This is a genomic window from Aeromonas sp. 82P, from assembly GCF_051919365.1.
Lineage (GTDB): Bacteria > Pseudomonadota > Gammaproteobacteria > Enterobacterales > Aeromonadaceae > Aeromonas > Aeromonas veronii.
Map to the genome: position 1 here is coordinate 3951998 of NZ_JBQBEV010000001.1, position 20503 is coordinate 3972500.

A 20503-nucleotide genomic window follows, 5' to 3' on the forward strand; every position below is an offset into this window, starting at 1 on the left:
CCGTATCCGGCCTCTATCGACGCGGATCAGGCATCGCCCATCGCCAGCAGGGAGGCGTTGCCGCCCACCGCCGTGGTGTTGATGGTACGGGTCTTCTCGGTAACAAACCGCCCGAGATAGTGAGGGCCACCCGCCTTGGGGCCGGTGCCGGAGAGCCCCTGGCCGCCGAACGGCTGCACCCCGACCATGGCGCCGATCTGGTTGCGGTTGATGTAGACGTTGCCGACGTTGATGCGGCTCGCCAGCTCCTCCGCGTGGGATTCGTTGCGGCTGTGGATCCCCAGCGTCAGGCCATAGCCGGTGCCGTTGATGTCGCCGATCACCTTGTCCAGATCCCGGGTGGCGTAGCGCACCACGTGCAGGATGGGGCCGAACTGCTCCTTGGCCAGCTCGCGGATGGAGCCGATCTCCAGCGCAGTCGGCTGAACGAAGTGTCCCTCCATGGTCGCGGCGGGCATCGGCGCCTGGGCAATCAGGCGAGCACGCGGGATCATGTAGGCGAGGTGAGCATCGAGACCGGATTTGGCATCGGCATCGATCACCGGGCCTACGTCGGTGTTGTGCTCAGCCGGGTTGCCCACTTTCAGCTCCTGCATGGCGCCGGTGAGGATCTCCAGCACCCGCTCGGCAATCTCCTCCTGCAGATAGAGCACCCGCAGGGCCGAGCAGCGCTGACCAGCGCTCTGGAAGGCTGCGCTCACCACGTCGCGCACCACCTGCTCCGGCAGCGCGGTGGAGTCGACAATCATGGCGTTCTGGCCGCCGGTTTCGGCGATGAGCGGCAGGATGGCGCCATCGCGCTGGGCCAGGGTCATGTTGATGAGCTTGGCGGTCTCGGTGGAGCCGGTGAAGCAGACGCCGCCGATACGCGGATCCGCTGTCAGCTTGGCACCCACGGTGGCGCCGTCACCGGGCAGCAGCTGTAGCACGTCGCCAGGAATCCCAGCCTGATGGGCCAGAGTCACCGCCAGATGGGCAATAAGGCCGGTCTGCTCCGCCGGTTTGGCGATGACGGTGTTGCCGGTGGCCAGCGCAGCAGCGATTTGGCCGAGGAAAATCGCCAGCGGGAAGTTCCACGGGCTGATGCAGACAAAGACGCCACGCCCCTGCAGGAACAGCTCGTTCTGCTCGCCGGTGTAGCCGGGCAGCGGGGTCGCCTGCCCCATCAGGCTGCGGGCCTGCACCGCGTAGTAGCGACAGAAGTCTACTGCCTCGCGCACCTCGTCGATGCCATCTTGCAGCAGCTTGCCCGCCTCGCGGGTACAGAGGGAGACAAACTGCTCGCGGTTCGCTTCCAGCAGAGCCGCCAGCTTCTCCAGCGCGGCGGCACGCTCGCTCACCGGGGTTTCACGCCAGCGCGGGAAGGCGGCGTGGGCGGATGCCAAGGCCTGCTCCACCGCCTGCTCGTCGGCCCAGTGGATCTTGCCGACGGTGAGGCTCACATCCTGCGGGCTCAGCACGGTGCGCGCCTCACTCCGCTTGAGGGTCTCGCCATCGACGATGGGGCCCGCCAGCCACGGCTTGCTCTCCAGCTCTTTCAAGCGGGCGAAGAAGGGGCGCTGGATGGAGAGGATGTTCATGTTGACGCCGCTGGAGTTCTTGCGGTCGCTGAACAGGTTCACCGGCTGCGGAATGCGGTCGTTGGCAAAGCCGGAGTAGCGCTTGAGGGTGCGCAGCGGATGCTCGGCCAGCGAGTCCACCGGGGTGTTGGGGTCCACCAGCTTGTGAACGAAGGAGGTGTTGGCCCCGTTTTCCAGCAGGCGGCGCACCAGATAGGGCAGCAAGTCCTTGTGGGCGCCGACCGGCGCGTAGATGCGGCAGTGCAGACCGGGATTGTCGTTCAGCACGGCGTTGTGCAGCTCCTCGCCCATGCCGTGCAGACGCTGGAATTCAAACTGGCGATCGCCCGCCATCTCCAGAATGCTGACCACTGTATTGGCGTTGTGGGTGGCAAACTGGGGGGCGATAAAGCCGCGAGTCGGCTCGCTCAGCAGGTAGCGGGCACAGGCGAGGTAAGAGATATCGGTGCCCGCCTTGCGGGTAAAGAGCGGGTAGCCGGGCAGGCCCGCCTGCTGGGCATATTTCAGTTCGCTGTCCCAGTAGGCGCCTTTTACCAGTCGCACCGGAATGAGGTCACCCTGCTCACGAGCCAGTGCGGTGAGCCAGCACAGTACCGGCAGGGCGCGCTTGGAGTAGGCCTGCACCACCATGCCGAGCTTGCCCCAGCCACGGTTGGCGTCACAGCGGTAGAGCTGTTCGAACAGATCCAGCGACAGCTCGAGTCGGTCCATCTCCTCGGCATCGATGCTGATGGCCACATCCTTGTCGCGGGCCAGCCGTACCAGCCCCACCAGCCGCTCGCACATCTCGCCGAGCACCCGCTCGCGGTTGGCCACGTCATAGCGCGGATGCAGGGCCGAGAGCTTGATGGAGATGGAGGGGGCCGGGCCACCGTCGCTGATCCGCTCATTGCCCACCGCCTCGATGGCGTTGCGATAATCGGTCAGGTATTTGTCGGCATCCTGCAAGGTGAGGGCCGATTCACCCAGCATGTCATAGGTGTGGGTGTAGCCCAGCTCGCGGGATTTGCGGCTCGCCTTGAGCGCTTCTTTCATGTCGCGCCCCAGCACGAACTGCTTGCCCATGATCTTCATGGCGGCGTACATGGCGGAGCGCACCACCGGCTCCCCCAGCTTGTTGACCATCCGCCCCAGCAGGTTGGCCGGGTTGCCGTCGAGCTTTTTGTCGAGCTTGATGATCTTGCCGGTCAGCATCAGCCCCCAGGTGGAGGCGTTGACCAGAGTGGAGTCGCTCTTGCGGAAATGGGAGGACCAGTTGGCGCCGGAGAGCTTGTCCTTGATCAGGGCATCGGCGGTCTCGGCATCGGGAATGCGCAGTAGCGCCTCGGCCAGACACATCAGGATGATCCCCTCCTGGGTATCGAGGCTGTACTCCTGCAGGAAGGCGTCGATACCATCACCGGAGCCGCTCTCCTTGCGCACCTTGGTCACCAGGGTACGGGCACGCTGGGTCACCTGCTCCAGCGAGGCGCCATCCCCCGGCAACATGGCCGACAGTTCGGCCAGATAGGCATTTTCATCTACCACGTAGTTTTGGGTGATGGCTTCGCGCAGGGCGGCCAGATCGGAGGGGATATAGTCAGCGGCAAGCACTTGAGTAGCTTTGAACATATGGGGTCTTCCTGTACGCCCTAGGGCTGATATCGACAAAGGCGGACGCGCCGCCGAAACGCCGATAATGTATACAATGTTGCACCCTATATGAAATGAATTTGTTGCCACTCTTTAACAAAGATCGCTCATTCCCCCCATGAATTCCCTTTTGAAGCCAATACGCCAGCAAGCGTGAGGGTCATCTGACTTCATTTTGTATACGATCTGCCGCCGCTCTATCGCAAAGCAGCCACGCATTTCGCCCAATACGCCCCAAAACAAGAAGGGCCGCCACGGCGACCCTTCTCAGCAATTCATTCAGCCAGATGCTGTCAGTTCATCCAGCGATCGCCGCGGCTGCGACGACGGGGCAGCATGGGCAGCAGGATGCCAAGCAGGATACCGGCACCCACCATGGCACCACCACGGATAAACCAGTCCATCTGCATGTCATGTTCCTGGTTGTCGTAGCTCTGGGTCAGGGCATCATTCTGCTCTTTGAGATTGCTCATCTCCTCACCCTGACTGACCAGCTGAGCCTTGAGAGCAGCGATCTCCTTGCTCTGGGCAGCGATCTGGCCATCCTTCTCGGTGAAGCGTTTCTCGTTGTCACCGTTGAGGTTCTGCAAGCGATCTTTAAGCTCATCGCGCTCTTTTTCCACCTGGGGCAGACGCTCGCGCAGGCTGATCTGGCTCTGCAGCTCGCTGTTCTTGATCCACCCCTCGCGGCCACGACCGTCCACCACCTGGGTGAAACCGGCCTCGCTGTTCACCGCCTTTACCTCCAGCGGTTCACCAGCCTTGACGCTGCCAAGGATCCGGTACTGGGTACCCGGGCCATTGTGGATATAGGTAAAGATGTTGTCTGAAACATAACGGGTATCGGCCAGTGCCTGTTGGGCACACAAGCAGATCAAAATCCCGAGAAGGGCGCGCATGGTCGATCGATTCTCTTTTTCAGGTTTGGACAAGAGGTTGAATGTTAAGCCGCCAGCAGGTTAAAGGACAAGCAAAGAAAAAGCACCTCCCCCCAGATAAAGAGCGCAGAGTTGCGAGTTACCTCGCAACTTGCCCGTCTGCGGTCTCACTTGTTTTTCAGCTCCTGCACCTCGCTGCGCAGGGCGCGGATCTCCCGCAGCAGCTCCTCTTGCTGATTGTTGTAGTGATGACGCCACTTGTCGGTCTCGCCATCCCCCTTGTTGGGCTGCAAAAACAGGCTGGCCATAAAACCGCTGATGGCACCGAACAGACCGACTCCGAACAGGATCAGCAGGCTGGCGACAAACCGCCCCTCCTCGGTCTTGGGCACCAGATCGCCGTAACCCACTGTCGAGAGGGTCACCAGCGTCCACCAGAACGCGTCATAGGGTGTCTCAATCTGGCTGCCGGGCTGGCCTGACTCAATCCAGTACATGACGCCGGAGCCCACCCCCAGCAGCAGGAAGAAGAGGAACAGGATGCCAGAGAGAGTAGTCTCGTTGCGCTCGCGACGAAACATGGCCCAGAGATCCGGGTGCTCCTTGAACAGCTGATAGACCCGCCACAGCTGGATCAACCGCGCCCAGCGCAACTGCTCCGCCATCGGCAGGCTACCCGGCAGATAGATCCAGTTGGCCTTGAAATAGGCCTTGCGATCGGAGGCCCGGATCCAGCCATAAGCAAAGTGCGCGAGGAAGAAGTAGCAGATCAGACTGTCGAGGTCATAGAAGAGCTGCAGAGTCTGTGGTGTCAGGCTCTCATGGCCCCACCAGCGGGCCGTCACCAGCACAACCGAGATTATCGACAGAAATGCCATCAGCAGATCCATCGCCCGCAGATGAGTTAAGTGATGTCGCATACATTTTCCAACTTTAAGCACAGTGCAAATTAATAAAAGAGAAGATAATGCCGATAGTCCTGAGGGCAAAGGAAAAAACGGCTTTTAAAAGGAGAATGACAATGCAGCTGAACCTGCTGGAGAAAAGAATGAGCAACATCCGGTTGGTACCCAAAGTGGTGCTGCTGATGGTGTTCAGTACCCTCCTGCTACTGACAAAACTCTGGTTTGACGCCAACAATCTGGAAGCGACCCTGCTCAGCGAAGGGCTCGATCCCGCCAAGGCGGATGCGATCTCCAATCGCCTGCTCTGGACCGGTCTGATGGAGACCGCCATCATGGGGCTGCTGTTCGTGATCCTGCTGCTCACCGGCTCCCGCCTGATGGTCAAGCAGGTGCACTATCTGGTGGGCCTGCTGGAACGCTTCGCCAAGCGGGACCTCAGCCACAAGGTACTGCTCAAGTCTCGTGACGAATTCGGCGACATCGCCAAGGCGGTCTCCCACTCGCAGGAGAACCTCAAAGAGGTGTTTGGCAACCAGCGTGCCGCCTGCAAGGAGCTCAACGACATCGCCTCCCAGGTGACCCTTTGCATGGAAGAGGCCAACGAAGCGATCAACGAAGAGTTCACCCAGATCGAACAGCTGGCCAGCGCCATGAGCCAGATGGTCGGTGCCATTCGCGAAGTGGCCGCCCATGCGGATCAGGCCTCTCACGCCACCGCCGAAACCAGCCAGCTGGCGGAAGAGGGGAGCCGCTGCGTCGCCGACACCGTCAGCACCATAGACACCCTCTCCGGCAACATCCAGCGCTCCGCCACCGTGGTCAACGAGGTGGAGCAGGGGGTCGAGCGCATTGGCTCTGTGGTCGACACCATTCGCGGCATCTCGGAGCAGACCAACCTGCTGGCCCTGAACGCTGCAATCGAGGCGGCTCGCGCCGGTGAAGCTGGTCGCGGCTTTGCCGTGGTGGCCTCCGAAGTGCGCGAGCTGGCCAACCGGGCTCAGGCCGCCACCGTCGAGATCCAGAAGATGATCGAACAGCTGCAGGGCAATGCCCATCAGGCTGGCGAGCTGATGGCCCAAAGCGTACAGCAGGCCGACAAGGGGGTGGAACAGGTGACCCAGGCCGGTACCCAGCTCGCCACCATAGTGCAGCGGGTACAGGGTGTCGCCGACATGAACCGCCACATCGCCGCCGCCTCCGAGCAACAAAGCTCGGTCGCCGAAGAGATGCGCGGCAATCTGGAACAGGTCAAGCAGATCGCCGAAGGCTCCGTCGTGGTGCTGCGTGAACTGCAAGAGGCCTCCGAACTGGTCGAGCAGCACAGCAAGGAGCTCGACAGCCAGATCCAGTCCTTCAAACTCGTCTGACTGTTTTCATGCCCCAATCCGGTTAGACTGGAAGGCCCCTTGAGGGGGCCTTTCTCATTTCCAGCGCACGGCAAGGAGCCAATATGCAGCAGAATGCAACGCACCCACCACTCGAGCTCAGTGACGACAAGGGGCGGCTCGATGTGCCGCTGATCCACCGTTTTCTCTCCGAAGAGGCTTACTGGTGCCGTGGTATTCCCCACAGCACTGTGGTGCGGGCTATCAACCACTCCCTCTGCGTTGGCGGCTATGTCGATGGTCAGCAGGTTGCCTTCGCCCGGGTCATCACCGACAAGGCCACCTTTGGCTATCTGGCCGATGTCTTCGTGCTGCCTGAGTACCGCGGCCGGGGTTACAGCAAGGCACTGGTGGCAACCATTGTCGACCATCCCGAGTTGCAGGGATTACGTCGTCTCGCTCTCGCCACCTCTGATGCTCACGGCCTCTATGCCGGTTTTGGCTTTGCGCCCCCAGCAAGTCCAGACAGCCTGATGGAGATCTACAACCCTGCCATCTACCAGCGCACCTGATTGACTGGCGGCCAATAATTCCCACCGGATCATGCTTCTCGCCCCTGCGCTGTGACGCGGGGGCCTGACAGTGCTAGATTGGCAGCCACCATTTTGAACCGGCAGCGTTGTTAACCTCGTGTCGTTAACCCTCTGTCGTGAACCACAAGGACGGCAACCGTGGCCCAGCACTCTCCCTCTTTCTCCGCCCTCTCCCCCCTGCTGCAAGAACAGGCCGAGCGCCAATGGCAGCGACTGGTCGAGCTAGCCCCCGACTATGGCTCGCTGCCCGAGCCCGTTCGCCAGACCCTGCTGACCCTGCTCGGCCTCTCCGATTTTGTCGCCGACTCCCTCTTCAAACAGCCGGCGTTGCTGACCGAACTGCTCGCCTCCGGTGATCTCGAACGAACCGAACGCTGGCCCGCCTACCAGAGCGATCTGACCGCCCTGCTCGCCGAGGTAAGCGATGAAGAGGCGCTCAAGCGTATCCTGCGCCAGTTCCGCCGCAGCCGCATGCTGGTGATCGCCTGGCGCGAGCTGCTGGGCCATGCGGCGGTGGAAGAGAGCTTTATCCACCTCACCAAACTGGCGGATGCCCTCATCTGCTCCGCCCGCGACTGGCTCTACGCCAAACAGTGCAGCGAGCTGGGCACTCCGATGGACGGCAACGGCAACCCGCAACCGCTGCTTATCCTCGGCATGGGCAAGCTGGGGGGTGGCGAGCTGAACTTCTCCTCGGATATCGACCTTATCTTCACCTTCCCCGAGAACGGCTACACGGTCGGCGGGCGGCGCGAGCTCGCCAACCAGCAGTTCTTTATCAAGCTCGGTCAGCGCATCATCAACGCCCTCCACCAGCCCACCCAGGATGGTCAGGTGTTCCGGGTCGATATGCGCTTACGCCCCTTTGGCGATGCGGGGCCACTGGCCATCTCGTTTGCCGCCATGGAGGATTACTACCAGCACCACGGCCGCAACTGGGAGCGCTACGCCATGGTCAAGGCGCGGGTACTGGGGCCCCAGTGCGAGCATGCGGTGGAGCTGGCCGAGATGCTTCGCCCCTTCGTGTTTCGCCGCTATATCGACTTTGGCGTTATCGACGGCCTGCGCCAGATGAAGGCGATGATCGCCGCCGAGGTGCGCCGGAAGGGGCTGGAGGGCAACATCAAGCTGGGGGCCGGCGGCATTCGCGAAGTGGAGTTCATCGCCCAGGCGCTGCAGCTTATTCGCGGCGGCCGCGAACCGGCGCTGCGGGTGCGCCACCTGCCGGAGGCGCTGGCCGCCATCGCCCAATGTGGCGCCCTCGAATCCGCCCATTGCGACCGCTTGCTGACGGCCTATCGTTTCCTGCGCCGGGTCGAAAACATCCTGCAGGAGATCGGCGATCAGCAGACCCAGACCCTGCCCACCGAGGAGCGGGATCGCCAGCGGCTGATCGCCGCCCTCGGTTTTGCCGACTGGGGCGCCTTTATGGCTCATCTCGATGAGGAGATGGCCGCCGTCCATCAGGAGTTCGCCGCCGTGGTGGGGGAAGAGAAAGAGGCCCCCGCCCATCTGGAGCAGCTCTGGCTCGATCTGTGGCGCACCGAGCTCGACGCCGCCGAGCTGGAAAAATTGCTGACTGCGCAGGGGGTGGCCGAGCCCGCCCCGCTCTGCGCCGCCCTGCTGCGTTTCAAGGAGGAGTACAAGCGCCGTCAGGTGGGCCCGCAGGGGCGCATCGCGCTGGACTGGCTGATGCCGGAGCTGCTGCGGCTGGTGGTCGCCAGTGAGCAACCCGCCCGCCTGTTCGAACGGGTATGCGAGCTGCTGACCCGCATCTTCACCCGCAGCGCCTATCTGCAACTGCTGGCGGAAAACCCGGGCGCCCTGCGCCAGCTGGTGCGGCTGTGCGACGCCAGCCATCTGGTGAGCGAGCAGCTGGCCCGCTACCCTATCCTGCTTGATGAGCTGCTCGATCCCCAGCACCTCTATCACCCCACCCCGCTCGATCAGTACAAGCCCCAGCTGCGCCAGTTCCTGCTGCGCATCCCCGAAGAGGATGTGGAGCAGCAGATGGAGGCGCTGCGCCAGTTCAAACAGGTGCAGCTGCTACGCATCGTGGCGGCCGATATCGCTGGCGCCCTGCCGCTGATGAAGGTGAGCGACCACCTCACCTGGCTTGCGGAGGCGATCACCGAGGAGGTGGTCAATCAGGCCTGGGCCCAGATGAGCGAGCGCTACGGGGTGCCGCCCGATGTGGCAACCAGCGGCCAGCGCGGCTTTGCGGTGGTGGCCTATGGCAAGCTGGGCGGTATCGAGCTCGGTTACGGCTCGGATCTCGATCTGGTGTTCCTGCACGGCGGCGACCCCAACAGCTACACCGACGGGCGCAAGCCCATCGACAGCCGCCAGTTCTATCTGCGCCTCGCCCAGCGGATCCTGCACCTGTTCAGCACCCGTACCCCGTCCGGGATCCTCTACGAGATCGATATGCGGCTGCGCCCCTCCGGCGACTCCGGCCTGCTGGTCTCGTCGCTGTCGGCCTATGAGCAGTATCAGCAAAACGAGGCGTGGACCTGGGAACATCAAGCGCTGGTGCGGGCCCGCCCCATCTATGGCGATGACGCCATCGTTGCCGAGTTTGCCCGCATTCGCCGCGATGTGCTGGCCAAGGAGCGGGAGCTGCCGACTCTGGCCCGCGAGGTGCGCGAGATGCGCCACAAGATGCGGGATCACCTGCTCAAGGCGGGGGCTGGCGAGTTCGACCTCAAGCAGTCCCCCGGCGGCATGGTGGATATCGAGTTTATCGCCCAGTATCTGGTGCTGGCCCACGCCTGCGGCGAGCCCGATGCCCTCACCCGCTGGTCCGATAACGTACGCATCTTCGACGAGTGCGTGATGGCAGGGGTGCTGACGCTGGAGCAGGCAGAGGGGCTGAAGCAGGCCTATCTGGAGATCCGCAACCACGGTCATCGCCTCAACCTCTCGGAGATCTCCCGCAAGGTAAGCGACGATCAGCTGCAAAACGAACGCAGCCATGTGCTCGCCGTCTGGCACAAACTGCTGGGGGAGTAATTCCCGCCAGCGGCAATGAAAAAGGGCCCGCCTGAATTACTTCAGGCGGGCCCCTCTCTTATCTCCTTACGGCTGCTCAGCCGTGCTCCATCACCGTCTCCACCAGCATGCTGTTGAAACGCTGATAGGCCTCTTCCTCAAGAAGCCCCGGATAGCTCAACACCCGTAGGGCATGACCTCGATAGTCAGGATGATAGGGTGGGTGGAGATGGGCATAGTCGTTGAGACAAAAGCCCAGCCCCTGATAGAAGCGCAGACGGCGAATGGCAATCTCATCCTCTGGCGGATCGATCTCGAGAATGACGGTTTTGCCTGCCCGCTCGCAAAATTCGGCCAGCAGGCGGCTGCCGTAGTTGCGGCCGCGCAGCGCAGGATTGATGGCCAGATGTTCGATATAGACCTGCTCGCCACACGCCCACCAGAAGATGAAACCGAGCAGCAGGCCGTCCTGATAAAAGATTTGGCAGTGATAGCGAGGATCCCGCATCTTCTGAGGCTGATGCTGTGACTGGCGCTGCTCGTAGCGGGGAAAACTCTCGCCATAGATCTGCCAGACCAGCGGCCACGCCGGATGGTTTACCTCTCTAATCACTTCACTCTCAATCATCAGAACTGCCTCTCATTTATTTTGCAGAACGTTCATCTATACATGAAAAGTTCTGCCACAGCATCATCTGATGAAATAAAGACCAGAATTCCAGATTAGCGGGCGCCATCCGGTTGCGAGACAAACTGCTGCTGGCTGCCATCGGGCAGCAGCGCCAGCACGCTTTGAGCGGCCAGTTTTATCCCTGACAGCTCGGTGGCCAAACCGAAGTTGGCAATCAGTCGAGTGCCATCGGCAAACTCGCTCTGCTGCACAACTCCTTTTTTGTCGAGCCAGCGAAAACCGGTGAGGGGCTGGTTGTAGAGCCTTTCATGCAGCGGGCGGAAGAAAGCATCGAGCCCCTTGAGGTAGGGAATGCGCGCGCTGGCGCTATCCAGACTGAGATTGAGCAGCGGCGGCACGTTGTAGAGCTGCTGCAACAGTTCGGTCACCTGACGGCTCTCCTTGAACTTGAGGCTATCCATCGTCCAGTGGTGGGTGGTCACTATGCTGTCGTGAAAAACGCTCTGGAGCAGCGGCAACCGCAGCGCCGGATCGAAGTAGAGACCCTGATACCCGGGCTTGAGGTGGCTCTGGCGAAAGAAGAACGCAGGCTGATAGTCGGGATACCAGGCCCCCAGATAGTAGGGAGAGCGCTTGTTGCGGCGCATATCGGGATCCTGCCAGCCAAAGCCGCTGGTCTGGGGACCATGGGCAAAGGCCGCGGTGCGATTGGCAACCGCGCCGCCCTCCTCGGAGCCCACCAGTACACCCTGACTCCTGGCAATCCACGCCATCCCGGCCATCCGGTTTTGCACATCCTGCGCCTGACTGGTCGGCTTGGCCGGGTCGAAGTCGTCAAACACCATGCCGGTCGCCGCCACATCGAGGAACCAGCTGTTGTAGTGGCTCGCCTGCTGCAATTTGGGCACTCGCTGCTCCATCACCGGGCGCACACAGGCCTGATTGGTGTAGACGCCGCTATTTTGAAAGCCGCTCTTGCGCCGTCCGTTCTCCTGCATGATGCCGCAGCGCAGGTAAATATCCTGCCCCATCTGGGCGGTGAGCCAGCTCTGCTGGCGATTCCCCTCCGGCAGCGCGGTATCGTAGGAGTCGTAGGGAGCGATGAGATAGCCCGCCTGTTTGGCAAGCGCTATCCCCTCTGGCGCGGCAAAACCCGCCGTCCACTGGGGCAACCCCAGCCAGAGTTTTGGTAGCCCAGCCTGTTTGAGGGCATCAATCATCTTGGCCGAGCTGCCATCGCCCCAGCTCTCTGGCTCGTTGAGAGCAGCGCCCAGTTGCGTGGCCGCCAGCGTGCGCCGGGCTTTGATATCGGCCAGTTGCTGACCCGGATGGCGCAGCGCCAGCGCCTGCTCAACTCCGGCCAACACCCGGTTTTGCAGGTAGCGGTTGCGGGCCAGCTCGGGCGCTTGCAGCGCCGTTTTGCTCTCCCCCTTGAGCCAGTCGGTGGGCATCAGGCGGCGCAGCACGGGCCAACTCTTCACATCCTGTGGCACCAGCAGTCGCTCGCCCCAAAGGTAGAGGTGAGAGGCGCCGATCAGCCGCTTGCCATCCTTTACTGCCGCCAGCTTGCTCTCGAGCGAGACCAGCTCGCCCCTTGCCTTCAACCAGCTGCGATAGGCCTTGGCCGCCGCCAGCCAGTCGTTGCCCGGCTGCAGCGAGACCGCCACCTCATAAGGGTCAGCCTGATTAAGGCGATTGACGCTGTGGGTCGCCGTGAGGGCAATGCCATCTTGCTTCGGAGCAAAGGTGAGCCGGTTGTTGAAAGGGTTGGCAAAGAGGATCGCCAGCTGCTGATCACCGTAATCCAGCCCAACCAGTGGCAGGGTGAGATTTTCGGTGGTGTTGATCCCCTGATACTCCTGCGCCAGCGCCTTGCGCCACGCAGTGTGCGTAGCCGGAATGCGAAATCCCTCGTGGATCGGCAGCATCAGCGCCTGTGCCCCTGCAGGAACCCGCGGCCATACCAGCTCGCCAGTGGTCGCGCGGCTCAGGGTGAGGATCAGGCGGTTGCCCTCAAGGCGGGCCAAGGCCCGCACCTCGCCATCAGCACGGGTCAGCCAGCTGGCGCGCTCCCCCTCCTGCTGCAAGGCGGTGACCGGCTGGCGAGGGCCGGGAGAAGAGATGAGAAGATGCTTGCCCGATGGCAGCACAGCCTCGGCCGCCAGGGTGGCGGGATCCAGCTCGATGCGCCACTGATCGTTGGCAAGGGTCAGCGCCTCGGCAGGCAGGGAGAACAGCGGCGCCAACAGCAGCAGCGGGCGGATCCGGCTCGCTAATTCGGGAAGAAGAGTCATGGTCGGTGATTCCTGATAACACACGGGAATCGCCATTTCAGCAGATTGGCCGCCTGCGATTGTCAGGCCAATGTCAGGATTGCGGTGACCTGACCATCACGACGACCATTAGTCCACCGGCCCCGCCTGACTGTGGCTCAGCTGCAACACCAACTGGCCGCGCTGGCTGGTTTGCACCAGCGAGAGGGTGCGCCAACTGTCGGGCGTGGCGGCAGGCCAACCCACCTTGCCATCGAGAGGCAGACGGTTCCACCAGAGCAGGGAGTATTGCGGGCGGGCCAGCACAGCCTGATCGAGCCAGAGCTGCGTACAGGAAGCGGGATTGGCGGGGGGATTGGCTACCGCCTGCGGCGAGCGGGAGAGCCAGTCCAGATCCTGCACCGCAGGTAGCGGCAACGCCACCTGCCAGTACTGGCCTGCCACCGTCAGCCGAAGCTGATAGAGTCCGGCTGGTAAAGGCATCGGCAGATCGGCCCCCACGACCCTGACCCCCTTACTCCCTTCCGCCTCCCACTGGGCACCTGCCAACCGGTTGTGGCCAGCGGGATCGATAAGTTCAGCGGCGGTGATGGGCCCCTCGCCGGTCAGCTGCACCCGATAGTCCCGCAGCAGCGGCGCATCGCGCTGGATCAACTCAAGACGCAGCTCGCTCACCCCATCAGGCAAGGTCAGCGGGAAATCCTTGCCGCAGTGCTGGGCACTCAGCGCAGCCAGCATCCCCTGCCAGCTACGGCGCTCGGCATCACTTGTGAGCGCAGGCCAAGCCTGCTGCAAAGATTGCCAGGCGTGCCGGTTATCCCCCTGCAACAGCGCCAGGGTAGCCGGTTGCAGTGGATCGGCGCGATCAGTTGCCATAACGCAGCCAGCGCTTAGAGCCAACAGCAGCCCAACCAGCGTTGCACGCTTCACGCTGTCACCTCCAGTCGGTAGCCGATGCCGCGCACCGTCTCGATAGCCAGCCCAGGCAGCTTCTGGCGCAGCTGCAGAATATGGGTATCGACGGTGCGGGTGGAGGGAAACGCCTGATAGCCCCACACCCGGTTGAGGATCTCCTCCCGGCTCAGCACCCGCCCCGCCATCCGCACCAGCAGGGTGAACAGGGCAAACTCGGTGGGGGTAAAGCTCACCTCCGCATCCTGCCAGCTCGCCTGCATCCGGGCTGGATGAAGCTGCAAGCCGCCCACTGCCTGAGTGCCATCCCCCAGCTGACGCAACTGGGCCCGGATCCGCGCCAGCAGCGCGTCGTGGGAGAAGGGTTTGGTCAGGTAGTCGCGCGCCCCCGCATCGAGCCCGGCCACCCGATCGCTCACCTCCACCCTTGCGGTGAGCACGATCACCGGCAGCGCCTTGCGCGCCAGCCACTGGGGTAGCCAGTCGAGGGCATCCCCCTCCGGCATGGTGCGATCGAGCAACACCAGATCCGCCGCCAGCCACTGCTGCTCCGCCGCAGCCAGGGTGTCGCACCAGAGGCAGCGATACCCCTCGCGGGTCAGATAGCGTTGCAGGTTCTCCGCCAACAGCGCCTCATCTTCGACAAGCAAGATGGTCTTCATGATTCGGGGTCGCTCCAGAGTTGGCAGGGCAACGTCAGGGTGAAGGTGGTGGGCGGGCCGGATAGGGTGAGGCGCCCGCCAAGACGGCACAGCAGATGGCGCACGATGGCAAGCCCCAGCCCCAACCCCTCGGCACGGGCACCGCGGTGCAGCAAGGTGGCGAGCCGGTAACCCGGCAGCTCGCCGCCATCGCTGACCGCGAGGATCAAACGCCCCGCCTGCCAGCTGGCATTGACCCGAACCGGCTCACAGCCATGCTGGCTGGCATTGCGCAGCAGGTTGTCGAGGGCGAGATCGAGCCAGTAGAAGGGGAGCGCCAGAGTCATCTCCCGCTCAAGGCAGAAGGTGGCGCCATGCCGCTCGCAAGCCAGGATGAGCCACTCGGTGAGACTGACCGCCACCCGCTCATCTTCGAGGGTCTCTGCCGCCAGATAGTGGCGGCTCGCCTGTGCCAGCTGATGCAGACGGGCGACACTGCCCAGCAGCTGCCCCACGCTCTGCTGGGCGGAAGGGGGCAGCCGGTCGAAATCGTGGCGCAGCTCCTCGCTGATGCCGGAGAGCGCCATGATGGGGGTGCGCAGCTCGTGGGTCAGCATCTGCAACGCGACGCGCCGCTCCCGCAGCAGTCGCCAGCGCTGCCAGCTGGCCCATCCCAGCAGCAAGATGAAACCAAGGGAGCTGGCCAGCGCCAGCCACTGCCAGTCAAGCGTGGGGCGAGTATTGAAACAGATCGCTCCGACTCGCTCTTCACAAGTACCAGCTGTGCGGCTATCCAGCGTCACGCCGAGCCGCTCGGCCAGCGGCTGCCACTGCCCCGCGCCATAACGACGCCACTGCCCATCGGCAAGCAGCCAGAGCTGACCCGATTGCAGCAGCCAGCGATCCCCCCGCAGCAGGGCGTCGAGGTTGTCATCGCCGAGCTCACCGAGCTGCCCCAACTGATCTCGCCGCTCCCGCACATGGAGCAGAGCGTCGAGCCCGGCCGCCGGATGACCTTCCAGCCAGCGGGCAGCGCTGGAGCCACCCAACGGATAGACGGGGTGAGCGGCAAACCAGTTGGTCGAGGGCGCAGCCCCTTGGCCGCAAAGCGCCCGCAGCAGCGGCAGCCACTCGGCGGGCAACTCATTATCTGTCCCGCACTCCTGCTGATAGCGATAGATGGCCTGCAGCTGGCGCAGCGGATAGCGCTGCCAGGCGGGATGAAGGGAGTCGGGAGCAATCAGGCGACGATCGAGCCGCTGCACCTCGTCAAGAGGCAGCGTATGTTCGGGAACCTGCTTGGCCAGCTCGCCAGCCAGGCGATCCGCCAGCGGCCCGGCCAGCACCGGAGAAGCCATGCCGTAGCAGATCAGGGAGCAGAGCAGCAGGATCAGGCGCATGGGTTCAACTCGAGATGACTCCGGATGAAAGCGCAGCAGGTCACTGCGCCATAAAAAATGTCAGCGCCATTTTTCAATGGCACTGACATCCGGTCAACTGCTAACGGCATTGGCGCAGCTCCCGCCAGCCATGTGAACCGTCACCTATTTGAACAGTCCCTTTAGCAGCTGGTCAGCCACCCCTTTGACGGCCTCATTGTCGGCCTTGTCACCCAGCAGCTTCTTGAGGCCGCGTTCGGCCTCCTTGCGGGCTTTCTCCTCCAGCAATTTGTTGTTGCTGAGCAGAGCCTTCACATCGAGCTGATAGCTGGGTGCCTGCCAGTGACCGCCGATCCGCACCGGAATGGTGATCTCTTTGAGCTCATCCACATCCTTGCCCCCCTGCCCCTTGCTGCTCTCGACAATGGAGGTGAGGAACAGGAAGTCGAGGCTCTCCGGCACCAGCGCCGTCTGCCCCTCCCCCTTGACCCGCAAGGCGGGGGCAAAGAGCTGGATATCGTTGCTGCGGGCGATGCCATCGGCAATCTGGAAGCTGGCGGTCAGAGCGCTGAAGTCGGTCTTGCGCGCCTCCTTCACCTGCTCGGCCCCCTTGCCGGTGAGGGTGGCCCGCGCCTCGCGGATCATCTCCGGCAGGTTGATGCCATGCAGGGCGCCGTCGCTCAGCTTCAAGGTCACCTTGCCCTGCATTCCGTTGCGCAGTGCCAGAGGAGAGAGACCACGCCCCTGCACCTGCACATCGAGATCGCCCTTACCCTCCAGCAGATCGCTCTGGGCCAGAGTCTGCAGCAAGGGACGAATGTTCACTCCGGCCACCTGCTTGTGCACCTTGTAGGTGGCGGGTTGCTGGCGCGCGTCGAGAACTCCTTTCGCGTTTACCTGACCGCCAGCCACGGTCGCGCTGAACTGTTTGAGCGTCAGCAGTCCCTTGGCCAGAGCCACCTGCAGATCGACTGCGCCGAGATCCAGCCCTTTCAGACGCAGGCTGCCAAGCTGCAACCGACCATCCAGATCCACACCTTTGAGCACACCCAGATCCGGTTCAACCGCGGAGAGTGCTTCGCTCTTGCCAGTTGCAGCGGTATTAGAAGCACCGACCGCCGGTGTGTCCTCTTTCGCCTGCGCTGGTGTGGTCGGTGCCGATTTGGCGATCCATTTGTCGAGATCCAGCTTCTCCCCCTTGAGATCGAAGCTGATCGAGGGAACAGCGCCAAGCTGCACGCTTCCATCACCACTCAGCAGCGCCTCATCGGCACTCATCACCAGCTTGCTCAGGGTAATCAACTGCTTGTCGAGCTCGGCACGGGCAAACCCGGCCAGTTTCAGCTTCATCTGCGGGCGTGGCAGCGCATCACCTTCCAGCGCTGCCGTCAGCAGCACATCGGAGAGTTCGGCCAGCTTCACCTCTTTATCGAGCCGTCCCTTGAGTGTTCCTTCCAGCGAGCCAGCCAGTGAAGCTTGCTGCCCCTCTACCTTGGCCCCTTTCAGCGCCAACGTGAGGTTGCTCCACTCACTAAGGGCCAGTCGGTCCCCCTTGATGGAGAAACTGTCGAGTCGCAGGGACGGGTCACTCAGGCTGCCACTGAGGCTCAGATCTTTCAGTTCACTGGCCATCACCTCCTGCGCCAGCTTGATCTGGGTCTGCCCTTTAACGTCGAAAGCGAGCTTGTCGGCACTCCCCTTGGCGGCCAGCGTCACGGGTACCCACTGACCGGTGGCCAGCTGCCCCATATCGAGATCGAGGCGATCCAGTCGCAGCGAGGTGCCGCTGCGATCATCCTGTACCAGCGCGCTGGCCTGGGAGAGCGCGACACCCTGCAAGCTGATCTGCCAGGGCTTGCTATCAGCGGTTGGCGCAGGGGTTGCGGGGACGACCGGTTCGCTTGCATCAGCAGTGGCATCTTTGATCAGTCCGCTCAGATTGGAGCTGCCATCCGCCTTGGTCTGGATAAAGAGATGGGCGCCACTCAGGGTCACCTTTCCAATCTCCAGACGATGAGAGAGCAACGGCAACAGGGCCACCGAGGCCTCGCCCTGTTCGAAACGAACGAGATCCGGCTCGGCAAAGCCGGCCGGATTGCGCAGAGCGACTTTTTCCAGCGAGAGGCCGAGACTCGGCCAGAAACGCCAGTCAATCTCCCCCGCCATCACCAGCTCCCGGCCCGTGCTCTTGCGCACCTGTTCAGCCAGTTGGGGCTTGAATTGATTGGGGTCGATAAGGCTTATCAACGTCACTATGGCCAGCAAGGCCGCTACGGCGATGCCGAGCAAGATGAGAACTATCTTCTTCACGATATGCTCCTTGAATCCGGATCCACTGCAGACTATACCACTCACCGTCTGACGAATGGCGTCTACGGGACAAAAGCGGACAAGGATGAGACAGGGATGGTCGCAGCCAATCCCCATCGTCATCAGCAGGGATCAGGCTTGCAAAGGGGATTGCTGCAGCCGCGCCATCGCGCTGCGCGTCGATTCGAAAGCAAAGCGGGACATGGGGATATCGCTGATCTTCTGCCACTGGCAGGCGGCCACATCGTCAGCTGGCTGGATGACCGGTTTTTCACTCAACCTGATGGCGAAAAAGGTGTCACAGGTGTGATAAGTGATGCCATCGTAGGGGTAAATATTGGGGAATGAACCAAGATAGGTAAAAGGTTGAGCGCCAACATCGAGCTCCAACTCCTCCTGCAACTCGCGCACCAGCGCCCCCTCCAGCGACTCGCCGGGATCAACAAATCCTCCTGGCAGATCCAGCAACCCCTTGCCCGGATTGCCGGCACGCACCGCAACCAGCACCTCATCCTGCCAGCAAAGCGCTACCATCACAGCCGTCGCCACATTCTGGAAAAAATGAAAACCGCAGCCACAGCGAAGCTCTTTAGGGCTGACGCTCTGCAGGGTTTGACCGCCGCATTTTGGACAAAACATGGGCTATCTCCGACGAAATAAAGCACCATTTTACGCTGTTGTGACCGTTTTTTATGAGTAAAACCGACGGGGAAAACTAGGCATTCAAAGGGAGAGGAATAAAACGGGACAATTATCAGACGATTTAATAAATTGCAGGCAATAAAAAACCCCGCTCGATGAGCGGGGTTTCTTGTATTGGGTGCCTGGCAGTGTCCTACTCTCGCATGGCGAATGCCACACTACCATCGGCGCTACCGCGTTTCACTTCTGAGTTCGGCATGGGATCAGGTGGTTCCACGGCGCTATGGCCGCCAGGCAAATTCTTAATCTAGAAAGCTGACGTGAATAACGAACTGCCTGTTGGCTTCGCTATCACTGAATTAGTAGTTTGCTTAGGTTTGCTACAAGCCTTAGAACACTTCTTGGGTGTTGTATGGTTAAGCCTCACGGGTAATTAGTATGGGTTAGCTCAACACATCACTGCGCTTACACACCCCACCTATCAACGTTGTGGTCTCCAACGGCCCTTTAGGACCCTCAAGGGGTCAGGGATGACTCATCTCAGGGCTCGCTTCCCGCTTAGATGCTTTCAGCGGTTATCGATTCCGAACTTAGCTACCGGGCAGTGCCACTGGCGTGACAACCCGAACACCAGAGGTTCGTTCACTCCGGTCCTCTCGTACTAGGAGCAACTCCCTTCAATCATCCAACGCCCACGGCAGATAGGGACCGAACTGTCTCACGACGTTCTGAACCCAGCTCGCGTACCACTTTAAATGGCGAACAGCCATACCCTTGGGACCGACTTCAGCCCCAGGATGTGATGAGCCGACATCGAGGTGCCAAACACCGCCGTCGATATGAACTCTTGGGCGGTATCAGCCTGTTATCCCCGGAGTACCTTTTATCCGTTGAGCGATGGCCCTTCCATTCAGAACCACCGGATCACTATGACCTACTTTCGTACCTGCTCGACCTGTCCGTCTCGCAGTTAAGCTGGCTTATGCCATTGCACTAACCTCCTGATGTCCGACCAGGATTAGCCAACCTTCGTGCTCCTCCGTTACTCTTTGGGAGGAGACCGCCCCAGTCAAACTACCCACCAGGCACTGTCCGCGAGCCCGATTCAGGGCCCTGCGTTAGAACATCAAACATACAAGGGTGGTATTTCAAGGACGGCTCCAGCGCAACTGGCGTCACGCCTTCAAAGCCTCCCACCTATCCTACACATGTAGGTTCAATGTTCAGTGCCAAGCTGTAGTAAAGGTTCACGGGGTCTTTCCGTCTAGCCGCGGGTACACCGCATCTTCACGGCGAATTCGATTTCACTGAGTCTCGGGTGGAGACAGCATGGCCATGGTTACACCATTCGTGCAGGTCGGAACTTACCCGACAAGGAATTTCGCTACCTTAGGACCGTTATAGTTACGGCCGCCGTTTACCGGGGCTTCGATCAAGAGCTTCGCTTGCGCTAACCCCATCAATTAACCTTCCGGCACCGGGCAGGTGTCACACCCTATACGTCCACTTTCGTGTTTGCAGAGTGCTGTGTTTTTGATAAACAGTCCCAGCCATCTGGTCACTGCGACTCCCGACAGCTCCATCCGCAAGGGACTTAACCATCAAGAGCGAACCTTCTCCCGAAGTTACGGTTCTATTTTGCCTAGTTCCTTCACCCGAGTTCTCTCAAGCGCCTTGGTATTCTCTACCCGACCACCTGTGTCGGTTTGGGGTACGATGACTTGTAATCTGAAGCTTAGAGGCTTTTCCTGGAAGCAGGGCATCAATGGCTTCCACACCGTAGTGTGTTCGTCTCGTGTCTCAGTGTTGTG

At 61.6% G+C, this 20503-nt stretch carries 13 protein-coding genes and 2 rRNA genes (1 of these 15 only partly in view); 3 read left to right on the forward strand and 12 right to left on the reverse strand.

What is annotated here, in order from left to right; translation table 11 throughout:
* Positions 1-26: 26 nt before the first annotated feature.
* The 3 genes from putA to ACTG2S_RS18025 form a co-directional block, all read right to left on the reverse strand.
* Complete coding sequence (gene putA, locus ACTG2S_RS18015) at positions 27-3191, reverse strand: bifunctional proline dehydrogenase/L-glutamate gamma-semialdehyde dehydrogenase PutA (RefSeq protein WP_274161535.1); 3165 nt, start codon at positions 3189-3191, stop codon at positions 27-29.
* 314 nt (positions 3192-3505) lie between these two features.
* Positions 3506-4111, reverse strand: coding sequence for a TIGR04211 family SH3 domain-containing protein (locus ACTG2S_RS18020; RefSeq protein ID WP_005335443.1), 606 nt, complete (start codon positions 4109-4111; stop codon positions 3506-3508).
* Positions 4112-4257: 146 nt separating this feature from the next.
* Entirely contained in the window at positions 4258-5010 is a 753-nt protein-coding gene (locus ACTG2S_RS18025; protein WP_005354446.1) for a potassium channel family protein, read from the reverse strand.
* 101 nt (positions 5011-5111) lie between these two features.
* Here ACTG2S_RS18025 and ACTG2S_RS18030 point away from each other — a divergent pair, with 101 nt between their 5' ends.
* From ACTG2S_RS18030 to glnE, 3 genes are all read left to right on the forward strand, one after another.
* Positions 5112-6362: a methyl-accepting chemotaxis protein gene (locus ACTG2S_RS18030; RefSeq protein WP_005335445.1), complete on the forward strand. Its 1251-nt coding sequence runs from the start codon at positions 5112-5114 to the stop codon at positions 6360-6362.
* Between the two features lie 83 nt (positions 6363-6445).
* Positions 6446-6892, forward strand: coding sequence for a GNAT family N-acetyltransferase (locus tag ACTG2S_RS18035; RefSeq protein WP_064339507.1), 447 nt, complete (start codon positions 6446-6448; stop codon positions 6890-6892).
* 159 nt (positions 6893-7051) lie between these two features.
* Positions 7052-9925, forward strand: coding sequence for a bifunctional [glutamate--ammonia ligase]-adenylyl-L-tyrosine phosphorylase/[glutamate--ammonia-ligase] adenylyltransferase (gene glnE / locus ACTG2S_RS18040; RefSeq protein ID WP_274161534.1), 2874 nt, complete (start codon positions 7052-7054; stop codon positions 9923-9925).
* Positions 9926-10001: 76 nt separating this feature from the next.
* On the opposite strand, the gene ACTG2S_RS18045 is transcribed toward glnE, so the two are convergent.
* From ACTG2S_RS18045 to ACTG2S_RS18085, 9 genes are all read right to left on the reverse strand, one after another.
* Complete coding sequence (locus ACTG2S_RS18045; RefSeq protein WP_257687209.1) at positions 10002-10532, reverse strand: GNAT family N-acetyltransferase; 531 nt, start codon at positions 10530-10532, stop codon at positions 10002-10004.
* A gap of 95 nt (positions 10533-10627) precedes the next feature.
* The gene (locus ACTG2S_RS18050; protein WP_274161533.1) at positions 10628-12829 is read right to left on the reverse strand and encodes a glycoside hydrolase; all 2202 of its coding nucleotides are present in this window, start codon (positions 12827-12829) and stop codon (positions 10628-10630) included.
* 108 nt (positions 12830-12937) lie between these two features.
* The gene (locus ACTG2S_RS18055) at positions 12938-13684 is read right to left on the reverse strand and encodes a DUF2861 family protein (RefSeq protein ID WP_439983049.1); all 747 of its coding nucleotides are present in this window, start codon (positions 13682-13684) and stop codon (positions 12938-12940) included.
* 50 nt (positions 13685-13734) lie between these two features.
* Positions 13735-14382: a response regulator transcription factor gene (locus tag ACTG2S_RS18060; RefSeq protein WP_439983051.1), complete on the reverse strand. Its 648-nt coding sequence runs from the start codon at positions 14380-14382 to the stop codon at positions 13735-13737.
* Positions 14379-15761, reverse strand: coding sequence for an ATP-binding protein (locus ACTG2S_RS18065; protein WP_274161530.1), 1383 nt, complete (start codon positions 15759-15761; stop codon positions 14379-14381). Before ACTG2S_RS18065 ends, ACTG2S_RS18060 begins: the two co-directional genes overlap by 4 nt.
* A 144-nt stretch (positions 15762-15905) precedes the next feature.
* Positions 15906-18050 (reverse strand): AsmA family protein, encoded by a 2145-nt coding sequence (locus ACTG2S_RS18070; protein WP_274161529.1) that lies wholly within the window; start codon positions 18048-18050, stop codon positions 15906-15908.
* 132 nt (positions 18051-18182) lie between these two features.
* Positions 18183-18689 (reverse strand): NUDIX domain-containing protein, encoded by a 507-nt coding sequence (locus ACTG2S_RS18075; RefSeq protein ID WP_201947648.1) that lies wholly within the window; start codon positions 18687-18689, stop codon positions 18183-18185.
* A 183-nt stretch (positions 18690-18872) separates the two neighbouring features.
* Positions 18873-18987 (reverse strand): 5S ribosomal RNA (gene rrf, locus ACTG2S_RS18080).
* 117 nt (positions 18988-19104) lie between these two features.
* A 23S ribosomal RNA gene (locus ACTG2S_RS18085) occupies positions 19105-20503 on the reverse strand; it runs 1491 nt beyond the window's last position.